Below are 13,978 nucleotides of genomic sequence, written 5' to 3'. Positions count from 1 at the left end.
GCGCCAGCAGCGCCAGCCCCGCGGCGATCAACCAGTCGACCAGCAACGCCAGCAGACGGCGTCCCATCGGTGCCACCGAACCCGGACCGGTCCGCGGCAGGCCGAGCGTTTCACCGGGGTAACCGGCTGGTGATTGCGGTGTCATCGGGGATGTCCGGCGACCGCGGGCGCGCGCCGTTGGCATCGGCCATTCAGCGTCGGCGGTCGACCAGTTACGATCTTGCGGGCCATGGTCTTCACAATAGGGCCCGGTGGTCAGCCGGGTGCTGTTGCAGCCGCTGTGGTACGTAACCTCTGCGCAACACGGGGTTGACCGACGGGCAACAAGAGCTTTCTAGCGTCGGCCGCGAATCACCAAGTAAAGGAGCCTTCTGTGACGGATAAGACGCCCGACGACGTCTTCAAACTTGCCAAAGACGAAAACGTCGAGTTTGTCGACGTCCGTTTCTGCGACCTGCCCGGCATCATGCAGCACTTCACCATTCCGATCTCGTTCTTCGACGAGAGCGTGTTCGAAGACGGCCTGGCCTTCGACGGGTCGTCGATCCGTGGTTTCCAGTCGATCCACGAGTCCGACATGCTGCTGCTGCCGGACCCGGAAACCGCGCAGGTCGACCTGTTCACGCAGGCCAAGACGCTGAACCTGAACTTTTTCGTGCACGACCCCTTCACCCTCGAGCCCTACTCCCGCGACCCGCGTAACGTCGCCCGCAAGGCCGAGAACTACCTGATCAGCACTGGCATCGCCGACACCGCGTACTTCGGTGCCGAGGCCGAGTTCTACATCTTCGACTCGGTGGCCTTCGACTCGCGCACCAACGGCTCGTTCTACGAGGTCGACGCGATCTCCGGCTGGTGGAACACCGGCTCGGCGACCGAGGCCGACGGCAGCCCGAACCGCGGGTACAAGGTGCGGCCCAAGGGCGGCTACTTCCCGGTGGCCCCCGTCGACCACTACGTCGACCTGCGCAGCAAGATGCTGCAGAACCTGATCGCGGCCGGGTTCAGCCTGGAGAAGGGCCACCACGAGGTGGGCACCGGCGGGCAGGCCGAGATCAACTACAAGTTCAACACGCTGCTGCACGCGGCGGACGACATGCAGCTGTACAAGTACATCGTCAAGAACACCGCGTGGGCCAACGGCAAGACCGTCACGTTCATGCCCAAGCCGCTGTTCGGTGACAACGGGTCCGGCATGCACACCCACCAGTCGCTGTGGAAGGACGGCAGCCCGCTGATGTACGACGAGACCGGCTACGCCGGCCTGTCGGACACCGCCCGCCACTACATCGGCGGCCTGCTGCACCACGCCCCGTCGCTGCTGGCGTTCACCAACCCGACGGTGAACTCCTACAAGCGTCTGGTGCCCGGCTACGAGGCCCCGATCAACCTGGTCTACAGCCAGCGCAACCGGTCGGCATGCGTGCGTATCCCGATCACCGGCAGCAACCCGAAGGCCAAGCGCCTCGAGTTCCGCTGCCCCGACTCCTCGGGTAACCCGTACCTGGCGTTCGCCGCGATGTTGATGGCCGGCCTGGACGGCATCAAGAACAAGATCGAGCCGCAGGCGCCGGTGGACAAGGACCTTTACGAGCTGCCCCCGGAGGAGGCCGCGAACATCCCGCAGGCACCGGTTCAGCTGTCCGCGGTGATCGACAAGCTCGAGGAGGACCACGAGTACCTCACCGAGGGCGGCGTGTTCACGCCCGACCTGATTGAGACGTGGATCAACTTCAAGCGGGAAAACGAGATCCTGCCGGTCCAGATCCGGCCCCACCCGTACGAGTTCGCGCTGTACTACGACGTCTAAAGGACGTCTAGAGGCCTAGTAGCCCCGGACAGGTCCGAGCCACCCGCGCCGCGATCACATCGCTGATCGCTGCGCGGGTGGTTTCTGTCGGGGCGTCGGTTGTGAGATTCTGCCGATGTGTCACCGGCGGCTGCCCCTCGGGGGTGGTGACTTTCCTTTTCACCGACGTGGAGGGCTCCACACGTCGGTGGGAGGCCGACGCCGACGCGATGCGGGCCGCTCTGGCCGCCCACGACGAGGTGTTGCGCGGGGCGATCGAGGCACACGGCGGCTTCCTGTTCAAGCACACCGGTGACGGCGTGTGCGCGGCCTTCGCCTCGCCCCGCGCGGCCGTGGATGCCGCGGTGGCGGCACAACTCCAGCTGGAGTTGCCGGTGCGGATGGGTCTGGCGACCGGCGAGGCCGAACTTCGGCAGGCTGACTACTTCGGGACGGTACTCAACCGTGCGGCCAGGGTGATGGCCGCCGGCCATGGCGGTCAGATCCTGCTTGCCGAGTCGACGGCAGGTCTGCTGAGCGGAGTGGATCTGCTCGATCTAGGGCCGCGACGGTTGCGCGACGTCCCCGTGCCGGTCGCGGTGTTCCAGGTTCGGGCCGCGGGTCTGCGCATGGAGTTTCCGCCGTTGCGGGCGCTTGATACGAGTCCGGGAAACCTGCGGTCTGTCGGCACCCGGTTGGTCGGCCGCGGCGCCGAGGTGGCCGCGATCGAGGCGGCGGTCAAGACGCACCGGGTGGTGACGCTGACCGGCGTGGGCGGAGTCGGTAAGACACGCCTCGCGGCGGACGTCGCGACACACCTGGCCGAGGCATTCCCGGACGGCGTCTGGCTTTTCGAGCTGGCCGCGGTCACCGATCCGGTGGCGGTACCCGATGCGGTGGCGTCGGTGCTCGGCATCACCCAGCAACCGGGCAAGAGCGTCACCGAGTCGGTGGCCGACGCGTTGGAGGGCCGGATCCGATTGCTGGTCTTCGACAACTGCGAGCACGTTCTCGATGCCGCCGCCGACCTGATCGAAGCCATACTCGCCGTTTCGGCGACGATACGAATCCTCGCCACCAGCCGCGAAGGCCTCGGAGTCCCCGACGAGCAGGTGTTGCCGGTGCGCCCCCTGGACACCGCAGCGGGACTCGAGTCCGCGGCGGTGACCCTGTTCGTCGAACGTGCGCGACGCATCGCGTCGGACTTCTCGATGGCCGACCCCGGCGAGGCCGCCGCGGTGACCGAGATCTGCCGGCGTCTCGACGGCATTCCACTGGCCATCGAACTCGCGGCCTCCCGGATGGCGTCCATGACCGCCGGCGAGGTGCGTGACCGTCTCGACCACCGCTTCCAGCTGCTGGTCGGCTCCCGTCGGGGCCTGGAACGTCACCACACGCTGCGACACGCCGTGGCCTGGTCATACGACCTTCTCGACGACGCCGAGAGGTCGGTGCTCAACCGCTGTTCGGTCTTCGCGGGCGGTTTCGACCTGCGCAGCGCCTGCGCGGTAGGATCCGGCGACCTCGACGAGTACGCCGTCCTCGAGCTACTCGACGCGCTGGTACGCAAGTCACTGCTCATCGCTGACCACGCCGCTTCGCGCACCCGCTTCTCGATGCTGGAGACGATCCGCCAGTTCGCCGAGGAACACCTGGTCGCCGGCGGAACGTCCGTCGAGATCCGGGCCGCCCACTCGAAGTATTTCGCTGGACGGGAAACCGACATCATGGCCCTGTGGGACAGCCCGAACCAGCGCGCGGCGTACGACTGGTTCACGGTCGAGCTGGCCAACCTGCGCACTGCCTTCCGGTGGGCCACCGAACACGGCGACCTTGACACGGCAGCTGCCATCGCGGCCTACGCGGCGCTGCTCGGCCCTTTCCTCGAGAACTACGAACCGATCACCTGGGCCGAAGAACTCGTCGCAAGACTCCGCGACCTCGCCCATCCCCGACTCGCGGCGATCTGTGTGGGGGCATCGTTGTGCGTGCTCGTCGGACGCTTCGAAGATGCGGTGCGCTACAGCGAGATCGGCCAGCAGGTCATCGCGACCGCCGGCGACGCCGTCGCCTACTTCGGTGAGCCCTGGCTCGGCAGTGCGTATCTGTTTGTCGGCCGGCCCGATCGGTATGTGGAACTGTGTCGCTCACAGCTGGCACGTACCGGCGACGCGAACACATTCGCGAGAGCCAACCTGGTGTTCGCATTGGCCGCGGCCGGTTCGACGGACGAAGCGACAGTGGCCGCGACAGGCCTCATCGATGCCGCTGAAGCGACGGGCAATCCCTGGGTGCTGGCCTACGCGCTCTTCGCGTGGGGTTTTGCATTCCGCGATATCGACTCGGGTCGCGCGATCGACGCGTTTCGCCGGGGCGTCCTCGTCTCGCACGACAGCGGTAACCGATTTTTCGAATCACAATTCTCGTATTGGAGGTGCGGCGTCGAGGCCGAGCACGGGGACCCGGTGACGACGTTGGGCTACCTCGCCGTGGCCATCCGTACCAACCACGAATCCGGCAACATCGGCATGATGCACAACCCCATGGCCACCCTGGCCCTCGTTCTCGACCGGCTCGGACGCTACGAACCGGCGGCCACCATCGCCGGTTTCGCAGCGGGCAATCCCATGGTTGCGGTGTCCTTGCCCGAGCTGGGGGCGCTGACCAGACATCTACGCGAGTTCCTCGGTGAACAAGCCTTCGAATCGCTCGCCCGGACGGGTGAACTGATGACCGTCACCGCCATCGTGACGTACGCCTGCAACCAAATCGACCAGGTGCGAAGAGAACTCGAACTCGGCGCCTGAACTGCGCCCGTCGCGGGTTTGACCGCGCCCCTGCGCGGTTATCTGATGGGCGACCAGTGTCAGCATCCGGTCGCGTCTGTCCCGATGCGGTCGGTGCTCTGCCGGGGAGCGAGACGACGAGATGACCGCCAGCCAACCCAACGCGCCGGACGTCGCGACGGCACACATCCCCTATCTGTGGACCGAGCCGCGTTCGCCGAGCGGCGCAGCGAACCCCCTCATCGCCGGCGCCACCATTGCCAGCGGCCGGATCCGGCTGCTGCTGTTCTACGGCGAGTTGGCGCACCTCCAGTTCTGGCAGGCCGCTGACACCGTGACCGGGCAGCACCTGGCTGTCACCGTCGTCGACGCCGAGAATGCGCTGCCGGCGGCGACCGTCGACGCAATCCTTTCCCGCACCGCACGTCTGCGCGGTATCGACTCACCGTCGGTGGCGACGGTGATCGACGTGGGCCGTGATTACTGCGGCGGTGTGGTGGTCTCGGAGTGGATTCGTGGCGCCACGTTGAAAGAGGTGGCCAACAGCGGTCCGTCACCCATCGGGGTCGCCGACGCGGTGCTGTCGCTGGCCGAGGCGGCAGAAGGGGGTCACCGGGCGGGCCTGACATTGTCGATCGACCACCCTGCCCGGATCAGGGTCAGCCTCGACGGGCGCGCCGTCCTGGCCTTCCCGGCGACCTTGCCGGACGCGACTGCGCGCGATGATCTTCGGGGCATCGGCGCGGTGATGTATGCGCTGCTGCTCAACCGCTGGCCCTTCGAAAACCAAGCGGTGCAGAAGGATTGGCACAACACCGAGACCGACGCCCAGGGCCGGATCCAGGAGCCGGCGGCTATCGACCCGCGCATCCCGTTCCTGGTGTCGTCCACTGCGGCAGCCCTGGTCCGCGATGGCGAGAACATTCGCAGCGCCAAGACCATTACGACGTTGCTGCGCGAGGCGAGCGGGGAGGCCAAGAACTCCACGGATCCGCACCGGACCCGTGAGCTGCCCGCTCTGCCGCCCCCCGGCCAGTACGCCGCCTTCCGCAATTTCGGATCCGCGGAGCGGGCCGAGTACGCGCGCCGTCAGCTCGTCAAGACATGTCTGGGAAGTGCGGCGGCAGTGGTCCTGGTCCTGCTGACCACCTTTGCGACGACGATCAGCCACGTGGTCGGCACCTTCGACACCAAGGTGGCGATGAACGGCGACAAGCTCGGACTTCAGCCGGCCGCGACCTCACCGAGTCCGTCGCTGGTAGCCGCCAATCCCGCAACGGTCAAGGTGCTCCGAGCCGCGGTATTCTCGCCGGGCGGCGCGCCGGACAACCCCGGCTCGGCCGGACTGGCGGTCGACGGTGACCCCGGCACCGCCTGGTCGACCGACACCTACTTCGACCCCGCACCGTTCCCGAAGTTCAAGGACGGTGTCGGACTCCTGTTGCAGCTGGCCGAGCCCACGCCGCTGAGCGCGGTCGCCGTCGACCTGAACAGCTCCGGCACGGTGGTGCAGATCCGGGCATCAGCAAGCGCGACGCCGGCAAGACTCAGCGACACCACCGAACTCAGCGCGCCTGCCGCGTTGCCACCCGGCCACCATGTGATCCCCGTAACATCCTCTACGCCAACAACTTTCGTGCTTTTCTGGATCAGCACCCTGGGCACCACCGGCGGGAAGAGCCATTCCGACATTTCCGAGCTGACACTGCAGAGCGCAGTACAGTTCAGGTAGCCCCGCACAGGTTTTGCACAGCGGCGACTGACAGGATCTGGGGCAGCCACACCCTAGCGGCAGGAGTCCCATGACCGTCTTCAGCGGGTTGCCGACGCACGTTTTGTTCGTGCATTTCCTGGTCGTCCTGGTACCACTGACCGCGCTGCTCGAAATCCTCTGCGCGGTGCGGCCGGCCGTACGCCGCGGACAAATCGTCTGGCTCACGCTCGCCTTGGCGACCGTGATCATGGTGCTGACCCCGATCACCGTCGAAGCCGGCGAGTGGCTCTACGATCTACGCCGCAACCCCGATCCAATCCTGCAGCAGCATGCCGAACGGGGCGGCTGGATGACCTATTTCGCGGTAGCCCTGCTGGTGGTGGCTGTCGCACTGGCCGCCCTGAATGTCGCCGAGCGCCGTTCGGACCAGCCGCGGCGGCTCGCCAAAGCCGTCGTCACAGTCCTCGCGGTAGTGGTGGGTGTCGCGTCGACGATTCAGATCTACCGGATCGGTGACTCAGGCGCACGCTCGGTGTGGGGCAACGAGATTGCGCACTTGAAGCAAGTCACGAAGAAGTGAGTGCGCGCATCAGCCGACCGAGGTGGTCCAGTGCGCCGGCGTATTCGTGTTCTGCCGGCGTTCCGTAGCCGACGACGATTCCTGCGCTGCGCCGAGCGGTGCCGTGCCAGAACGGAGCCAGACCGGTCAGCGCGAGGTTGCGGTCGCGCGCGAGGTTCAGGGCATCGGCCTCGGTGCGTTCGTCAGGAAGCGACACCACGGCGTGTAGTCCGGCGGAAATGCCCTGCACCGAGACCTCGGGTGCGTAGCGATCCAGGGTCTCCACCAGCGCATCGCGACGACCGCGGTAGCGGCGCCGCATCCGCCGGACGTGCCGGTCCAGTCCCCCTGACTCGATCAGTTCCGCCAGCGCCAACTGCGCCAACACATCGGTGCCGCGGTCGGCCCGCCGCTTGGCCTCGACCACCTCGTCGACCAAGGCGGGTGGTACGGCCAACCAGCCGAGCCGCAGACCAGGAGCCAGGCTCTTACTGGCGCTTCCGGCGTAGATGACCCGCTCGGGCGCCAGGCCCTGCAACGCCCCGACGGGATGGCGGTCATAGCGGAACTCCCCGTCGTAGTCGTCCTCGATCAGATATGTGCCGCGCGCGGCCGCGACCCGGGTGAATTCGGTGCGCCGGTGGGCATCCAGCGTCATGCCGAGCGGAGCTTGATGCGCCGGCGTGAGAACCGCCGCGACCGACGTCGACGGCCATCGGTCCGGCCGGGCACCGCCGGCATCGACGTCCAGCGAATGAACCGTGAGCCCGGCAGCTTCGACGATCGCCCGGTGGTCGGGAAGGCACGGATTCTCCAGGGCTGTCGGACCGGCCGAGCCGGCGGCCAGCGCGTCGCAGACCAGCCGCAAACCTTGGGTGAATCCGCTGCAGATCACGATGTGCTCGCTGTTGGTGAGCACGCCGCGCACCCGGCCCAGATAGTCGGCGAGCACCGCGCGCAGGCGCGGCGACCCGCGTGGATCGCCGGGTCCGAGTTCGGCGTGCGCGGTGACCTGCAGCGCCCGCCGCAGCGCGCGCAGCCATTCCTGGCGGGGGAACATGCTCAGGTCCGGACGGCCCAGCCGGAAATCCGCGACGACGCGTGCGGTGGCGCCCTGGGCGGAGACGCGGGGCGGCATCAGCGGCCCGTGCGCCACTTCGGTCGCAGCGCCCGGCCGGGTTCGCAGGTATCCCTCGGCCGCCAACTGGGAGTACACCTCCACGACGGTGCCGCGGGCCATCTGGAATTGGGCGGCGAGCGCCCGCGATGACGGCAACCACTGCCCCGGCGCCAATCGCCCGTCGCGGATCGCCTGCCGCAGAGCACTTTCCAGTGCCGCTCGGCGTCCACGACCGGGCGGAAGCTCCAGGTGCAGATCCAGACCGGCACCCTCACTGGTACACGAAACAAGCATCGAATTGGACCTTATCTTTGAACTGGTTTCTTCGTAAGGTCGGAAAAATGACGGCCCCCACCGCGACACACCGGCGTCTTGACCGCACCGCGAGCTTGACGGCGCAGGTCAACGCCGCCCAACGCGCCGCGGAATCGATGCGCCCACGAGATCGGCGACTGCTCGACGACCCGCAGTCCCGCCACTTCGTCGAGCACCCGGCGCTGCGGGCTGTCTTGTCTCATCCCTGGTCGGCCGACGCCGCGCTGCGGGTATTCGACCGGGTGTGGGGTGGGCTGCACGCGCACATCGCGCTGCGGGTGCGCTACGCAGACGACGCCTGCGCTGCGGCCATCGCCGCGGGCGTCGACCAACTGGTGCTGCTCGGCGCCGGCTTCGACACCTCCAGCCTGCGGATCGGCGATCCGGCGGTGACGGTGTTCGAGGTGGATGCGCCCACCACCCAGGCGCGCAAACGCCCGGTGGTCGATCGGCTTGCGACGAGTCACCGAACCGTCTGGGTGCCTTGTGATTTCGAGCATGACAGGTTGCGGGACCGGCTACTCGGGGCGGGTTTCGACCCGGCCCGGCCCAGCCTGATCGTCTGGCTCGGCGTCAGCATGTACCTCACCCGCGACGCCATCGACGCGACGCTGGCCGACCTCGCGCAGCTCTGCGCGCCGGGCAGCCGCCTGGTGGTCGACTACATCCGCGACGGTGTCGTCGCGGCCCGCACACCGTGGCCGGGCGCCGACCGGATCGCCCGGCTGGTAGCCCGGCGCGGGGAGCCCTATCGCAGCGACTTCACCGGGCAGGGGCTCGACGCCGTCCTCACCGCTCACGGTTTCCAGCCCGGCGAACACCTGGGCGTAGCCGCACTGCTCGAACGCTACGACCCGGCGAACACCAGCCAGCTCGCCAACGACGACTGGCTGGCCGTCGCGACCGCGATTCGGCGGGAGTGACCTCAGAACTTGGGCCGGTGCGCGATGATCCCGCGTGACATCCGCACCGGCGTCCCGTCCACCACCTCGACGACCTCCAGCCAGGCGCCCGGCGCTACGAAGTGCCGGCTGATGTCTTCACGCTTCATCGAGATGATCAGGACCCCGGCATCGGTCACCTCGAACGCGTCCAGCGCGCCGTAGTCACGGGCCTCTCCGTTGGCGAAAACGACCGTGAAAGCCATGCTGGAATTATCGCGTGCAGCGTCAGGCGTCGAGCGCGAGGTCCTTGCGGAAACGCCGCAGCCCGTCGATCTTCTCGGCCAGGGTCGCATCCGGGCCGGCGTAGAACATCCACGGCATGGTGATGATGCCGGTGATGCCCGCCTCCTCGGCGCGCCGGTAGTGCTCGACGGTGAACGCGTCGGTCAGCGGCGTCAGGATGGTGAAACCGTCCATGGACAACCCGTTTTCGGCACGCAGCTTCCGCAGCTTGTCCACCGCCTCGATCGCGCGTTCGGTATTGATCAGGTCCCCGATCCACCCGTCGTAGCGGGCCGCGCGACGCAACGCGATGTCACTGAGCCCGCCGACGTACACCGGGATCGGTGGCGGCGTCGGCTGCATCTCCAGGCGCGGCGCGTGGTAGAAGGTGCCGTCGAATTCCGTCCAGCCAGGCGACCACAGCTCCCGCATCAGGCCGATCATTTCCTCGGTGCGCTTGCCGCGGGCCGCGAACTGCTCCCCCATCAACTCGAACTCCTCGCGGCACCAGCCCACGCCGATGCCGAGTTCGATCCGGCCCGAGGCCAGGAGCGCCGCGGTGCCAATCGCTTTCGCCGCCGAATACGGATTGCGCATCGCCGGGATGTAAACCGTGGTCACGAACTTCAGCCGCGTGGTGACCTGGGCGAGGGCGCCGACGAGTACCCACGGATCCGGCCAGTCCGTGAAGGGCTGCCATCGGCGCGACCCGTCCTTGGTGTACGGGTAGGGCGTCTGCAGCGTCTCCAGGTTGACGACGTGGTCGGGTATTCCGAGCCCGTCGTAGCCGAGTTCGTCTGCGGCCCTGGCGATCTCGATGATATCCGGGGTGTCCAGAAAGGCGCTGCTGACGTAGAACTTCACTGTCCGTTCCCGCCGTCGCGCGCCCAGGCCGGTTCGATGAACACCCCTTCGGATTCGACCGTGATCCCGTCGGCATCCGAAATGAAGCCGCGCGCAAACACTTTGACGCCCTCCCTGCGGTCTATCCAGGCCTCGGAGCGTAGCGGTCCGAGCGGGGTGCCGCGCAGGTACTTCACCGTGATCGTCCCGGTGAAGCGCGCCTTGGAGAGCCCCTCGCTGGCCGCCTCGCCGAGCATGTGGTCGAGCACCAGCGCACTGACGCCGCCGTGCACCAGCTTCGGCGGACCCTCGTACGCCGAGCCGAGCACGAAGTCGGCCCAGCACCGTCCGCCGTCGTGGTGCACGACCAGGGGCGGGGCGATCGGATTGCACGCGCCGACAACAGCGTTGCCCAGCGGCAGGGGACGGCCGTCGACGCGATAGCTCACCCCGACGGGCCGGGTGCGTTGCCGCAGCGACTCGGCGACGCTCTGGATCGCGGCTCGTGCCTGCGCGACCACAACGTCGTCGACCTCGGTGCGGACGGTCGCGTCGATCAGCTCGCGGACGGCGTCGGCGAGCGGTGCGTACAGGGCGGTCACCCGGTCAGCTTCGGGCGCGCTCAACACTGCGAACAGGGCGCCCAGCGCACCGGCATCCTGGGTCAACTTCCGAACACCTTGCGTACCACAGCTTTCGCCCGCCTTGTCACCCGTAGATAGTTGTCCAGGAACTCCCCACCGTCGTCGTTGTGCCAGCCCGCCGCGACGGCGACCGCGTTGAGCTGGCGCCCCGGCCCGGGCAACTGGTCGGTGGGCTTACCGCGGACCAGCACCAGCGCATTGCGGGCCCGGGTCGCGGTCAGCCATGCCTGGCGCAGCAGGTCGACCTCCTCCTGGTCGGCCAGTCCCGTTTCGGCGATGACGTCCAGCGACTCGAGTGTCGAGGTGTTGTGCAGGGCCTGGATCTCGTGGGCGTGCCGTAGCTGTAGCAACTGCACAGTCCATTCGATATCGGCCAGTCCCCCGCGGCCGAGCTTGGTGTGGGTGTTGGGGTCGGCGCCCCGCGGCAGCCGTTCGGACTCGATGCGCGCCTTGATGCGGCGGATCTCCTGCACGGCTTCGGCCGAGACGCCGTCGGGCGGATAGCGCGTTTTGTCGATGGTCAGCAGGAAGCGCTGACCCAGCACCGGGTCGCCGGCCACCGCGTGCGCGCGCAGCAGCGCCTGGATCTCCCACGGCTGCGCCCACTGCGTGTAGTACGCCTCGTAGGAGGCCAGGGTGCGGACCAGCGGACCGTTGCGCCCCTCGGGACGCAGATTGGCGTCGACCTCCAGCGGCGGATCGACACTGGGCTGCCCCAGCTGCTTTCGGACCTGTTCGGCGATGGTGTTCGCCCATTTCACCGCCTGGGAGTCGGTGGCGCCGTTGGCCGTCTCGCAGACGAACATCACGTCGGCATCCGAGCCATAGCCCAGCTCGGCGCCACCGAGGCGGCCCATCCCGATCACGGCGATGACCGCGGGGGCACGCCCGTCCCCGGGAAGATTGGCCCGGATCGTCGCATCCAGGGCGGCCTGCAGCACCGCCACCCAGATCGAGGTGAGCGCGGCGCACACGTCGGTGACCTCGAGCATGCCCAGCAGGTCGGCGGATCCGACGCGGGCCAGTTCGCGACGGCGCAGGGTGCGCGCGGCGGCGATGGCCCGGGCGGGATCGGCGTGGCGGCCCGCCGATGCGACCAGTGCCCGCGCCACCGCTGCGGGTTCGGCCTCCAGCAGCATGGGCCCGCTCGGGCGGTCGCCGTAGTTCTGGATGACCTCGGGTGCCCGCATCAGCAGGTCCGGCACGTAGGCCGAGGTGCCCAGCACATGCATGAGGCGCTTGCCTACCGTCGGCTTGTCGCGCAGCGTCGCCAGGTACCAGCTCTGGGAGGACAGCGCCTCACTGAGGCGCCGGTAGGCCAGCAGACCGGTGTCGGGATCCGGTGCATAGGACAGCCAGTCCAGCAGTCGCGGCAGCAGCACCGACTGCACCCGGCCACGCCGGCCACTCTGATTGACCAGCGCGGACATGTGCTTCAGCGCCGTCTGCGGGCCCTCGTAACCGAGCGCGGCCAGCTGACGCTCGGCCGCCTCCGAGGTCATGCGACCGCCGACGATCTCCAGCCCGGCGGGGCCGACGGACTCCAGCAGCGGCTGGTAGAACAGCTTGGCGTGCAACCGGGAAACCCGGACGTTCTGGTGTTTGAGCTCCTCGCGCAGCACCCCGGCCGCGTCGTGGCGGCCGTCGGGCCGGATGTGGGCGGCTCGGGCCAGCCAGCGCACCGCCTCATCGTCGTCCGGCTCGGGCAGCAGGTGGGTGCGCTTGAGGCGCTGCAGCTGCAGCCGATGCTCGAGCAGACGCAGGAATTCGTAGGAGGCGATCATGTTCGCCGCATCCTCGCGCCCGATGTAACCGCCCTCGCCTAACGCGGCCAGTGCATCGACCGTCGACGCGACATGCAGCGACTCGTCACCGCGTCCGTGCACCAGCTGCAGCAACTGCGCGGCGAACTCCACGTCGCGCAGGCCGCCGCTGCCGAGTTTGAGTTCGCGGCCGCGGATGTCGGCGGGAACCAGTTGCTCCACCCGGCGCCGCATGGCCTGCACCTCGGTGACGAAATCCTCACGCTCGCAAGCCGTCCACACCATCGGCGTCAGCGCCTCGAGGTAACGCCGGCCCAGTTCGGCGTCACCCACCGCGGCGCGCGCCTTCATCAGCGCCTGGAACTCCCACGTCTTTGCCCAACGCTGGTAGTAGGCAACGTGCGATTCGACCGTCCGCACCAGCTCCCCATGGCGTCCTTCGGGGCGCAGCGCGGCGTCCACCTCGAAGAACGCCGACGATGCCAACCGCATCATCTCGCTGGCCACCCTGGTGGTGATGGCGTCGGCGCGCTCCCCGACGAAGATCACGTCGACGTCGCTGACGTAGTTCAGTTCGCGCGCACCGCATTTGCCCATCGCGATGACGGCCAGTCGCGGCGGGGTGCGGTCGCCGCACACCGACTCCTCGGCCACCCGCAACGCGGCCGCCAGCGCGGCGTCCGCGGTGTCCGCCAGCTGGGCGCCGACCGTGGCGAACGGCAGCACCGGCTCGTCCTCGACCGTCGGAGCCAGATCGAGTGCGGCCAGCACCAGCAGCTGGTCGCGGTAGACCGCCTTCAGCCGGTGCACGATGGTGCCTGCGGCGCCCGAGCATTCCTCCACGCAGCGCATGAAGGTCTGCTGCAACTGCTCGCGGTTAGGCAGTTTGACCTTGCCCCGCAGCAACTTCCACGACTGTGGGTTGGCGATCAGGTGGTCCCCCAGGGCCAGGGATGACCCGAGCACAGCGAACAGCCGCCCGCGCAGGCTGCGTTCGGTGAGCAGTGCCGCGTTCAACTCACGCCAGCCGGCGTCGAGGCTCTCGGACAGCCGGACCAGCGCGCGTAGTGCGGCATCGGCATCCGGGGCGCGCGACAGGGACCAGAGCAGGTCGACGTGCGCCTGGTCGTCGTGCTGATCCCAACCCAGCTGTGCGAGCCGGTCGCCGGCGGGGGGATCCATCAAGCCGAGCCGCCCGACGCTGGGCAACTTGGGTCGCTGCGTCGCCGGCTTGGTCACGCTACTGACGGTAGCGCAAGCGCTCCGGCGCGCTGGCCGC

10 protein-coding genes and 1 pseudogene are annotated in these 13,978 nt (G+C 68.2%); 5 read left to right on the top strand and 6 right to left on the bottom strand.

What is annotated here, in order from left to right; all coding sequences use genetic code 11:
* Positions 1-145, bottom strand: a pseudogene (locus AO501_RS36965) (RDD family protein); the annotation flags it as partial.
* Positions 146-373: 228 nt separating this feature from the next.
* Between AO501_RS36965 and glnA the strand changes: the two are divergent.
* From glnA to AO501_RS08095, 4 genes are all read left to right on the top strand, one after another.
* The gene (gene glnA, locus AO501_RS08110) at positions 374-1,810 is read left to right on the top strand and encodes a type I glutamate--ammonia ligase (protein ID WP_055577234.1); all 1,437 of its coding nucleotides are present in this window, start codon (positions 374-376) and stop codon (positions 1,808-1,810) included.
* Between the two features lie 146 nt (positions 1,811-1,956).
* On the top strand, positions 1,957-4,596 hold the full coding sequence (locus tag AO501_RS08105; RefSeq protein ID WP_055577245.1) for an ATP-binding protein: 2,640 nt from the start codon (positions 1,957-1,959) through the stop codon (positions 4,594-4,596).
* A 121-nt stretch (positions 4,597-4,717) separates the two neighbouring features.
* Positions 4,718-6,307, top strand: coding sequence for a protein kinase family protein (locus tag AO501_RS08100; RefSeq protein ID WP_055577233.1), 1,590 nt, complete (start codon positions 4,718-4,720; stop codon positions 6,305-6,307).
* 70 nt (positions 6,308-6,377) lie between these two features.
* Entirely contained in the window at positions 6,378-6,869 is a 492-nt protein-coding gene (locus tag AO501_RS08095) for a DUF2231 domain-containing protein (RefSeq protein ID WP_055577232.1), read from the top strand.
* Here AO501_RS08095 and AO501_RS08090 read toward each other — a convergent pair.
* The gene (locus AO501_RS08090) at positions 6,856-8,229 is read right to left on the bottom strand and encodes a PLP-dependent aminotransferase family protein (RefSeq protein WP_055577244.1); all 1,374 of its coding nucleotides are present in this window, start codon (positions 8,227-8,229) and stop codon (positions 6,856-6,858) included. The two genes, AO501_RS08095 and AO501_RS08090, sit on opposite strands and share 14 nt — an antisense overlap.
* 80 nt (positions 8,230-8,309) lie before the next feature.
* Between AO501_RS08090 and AO501_RS08085 the strand changes: the two genes are divergently transcribed.
* Positions 8,310-9,206 (top strand): class I SAM-dependent methyltransferase, encoded by an 897-nt coding sequence (locus tag AO501_RS08085; RefSeq protein WP_055577231.1) that lies wholly within the window; start codon positions 8,310-8,312, stop codon positions 9,204-9,206.
* Between the two features lie 2 nt (positions 9,207-9,208).
* Here AO501_RS08085 and AO501_RS08080 read toward each other — a convergent pair whose 3' ends face one another.
* Genes AO501_RS08080 through AO501_RS08065 form a run of 4 tightly spaced genes read right to left on the bottom strand, consistent with a single transcriptional unit; the run spans position 9,209 to position 13,881 of the window.
* Positions 9,209-9,430, bottom strand: a complete 222-nt coding sequence (locus AO501_RS08080; RefSeq protein ID WP_055577230.1) for a hypothetical protein — start codon at positions 9,428-9,430, stop codon at positions 9,209-9,211.
* A 22-nt stretch (positions 9,431-9,452) separates the two neighbouring features.
* On the bottom strand, positions 9,453-10,313 hold the full coding sequence (locus AO501_RS08075) for a TIGR03619 family F420-dependent LLM class oxidoreductase (RefSeq protein WP_055577229.1): 861 nt from the start codon (positions 10,311-10,313) through the stop codon (positions 9,453-9,455).
* A complete protein-coding gene (locus AO501_RS08070) occupies positions 10,310-10,960 on the bottom strand; it encodes a PaaI family thioesterase (RefSeq protein WP_055577228.1) in 651 nt (216 codons plus the stop codon). The genes AO501_RS08075 and AO501_RS08070 overlap by 4 nt, the downstream gene beginning before the upstream one ends.
* Positions 10,957-13,881, bottom strand: coding sequence for a bifunctional [glutamine synthetase] adenylyltransferase/[glutamine synthetase]-adenylyl-L-tyrosine phosphorylase (locus AO501_RS08065; RefSeq protein ID WP_231752391.1), 2,925 nt, complete (start codon positions 13,879-13,881; stop codon positions 10,957-10,959). Before AO501_RS08065 ends, AO501_RS08070 begins: the two co-directional genes overlap by 4 nt.
* Positions 13,882-13,978: the final 97 nt, after the last annotated feature.

Source organism: Mycobacterium gordonae, assembly GCF_001417955.2.
Lineage (GTDB): Bacteria > Actinomycetota > Actinomycetes > Mycobacteriales > Mycobacteriaceae > Mycobacterium > Mycobacterium gordonae_B.
This window is presented reverse-complemented; position numbering and strand designations above follow the sequence as displayed.

Excerpts from the sequence above, each read along its gene's own strand:
- AO501_RS08095 (WP_055577232.1), top strand. The coding sequence starts at position 6,378 with ATGACCGTCTTCAGCGGGTTGCCGACGCACGTTTTGTTCGTGCATTTC.
- AO501_RS08080 (WP_055577230.1), bottom strand. The coding sequence starts at position 9,430 with ATGGCTTTCACGGTCGTTTTCGCCAACGGAGAGGCCCGTGACTACGGC.
- AO501_RS08085 (WP_055577231.1), top strand. The coding sequence starts at position 8,310 with ATGACGGCCCCCACCGCGACACACCGGCGTCTTGACCGCACCGCGAGC.
- AO501_RS08065 (WP_231752391.1), bottom strand. The coding sequence starts at position 13,881 with ATGGATCCCCCCGCCGGCGACCGGCTCGCACAGCTGGGTTGGGATCAG.
- AO501_RS08100 (WP_055577233.1), top strand. The coding sequence starts at position 4,718 with ATGACCGCCAGCCAACCCAACGCGCCGGACGTCGCGACGGCACACATC.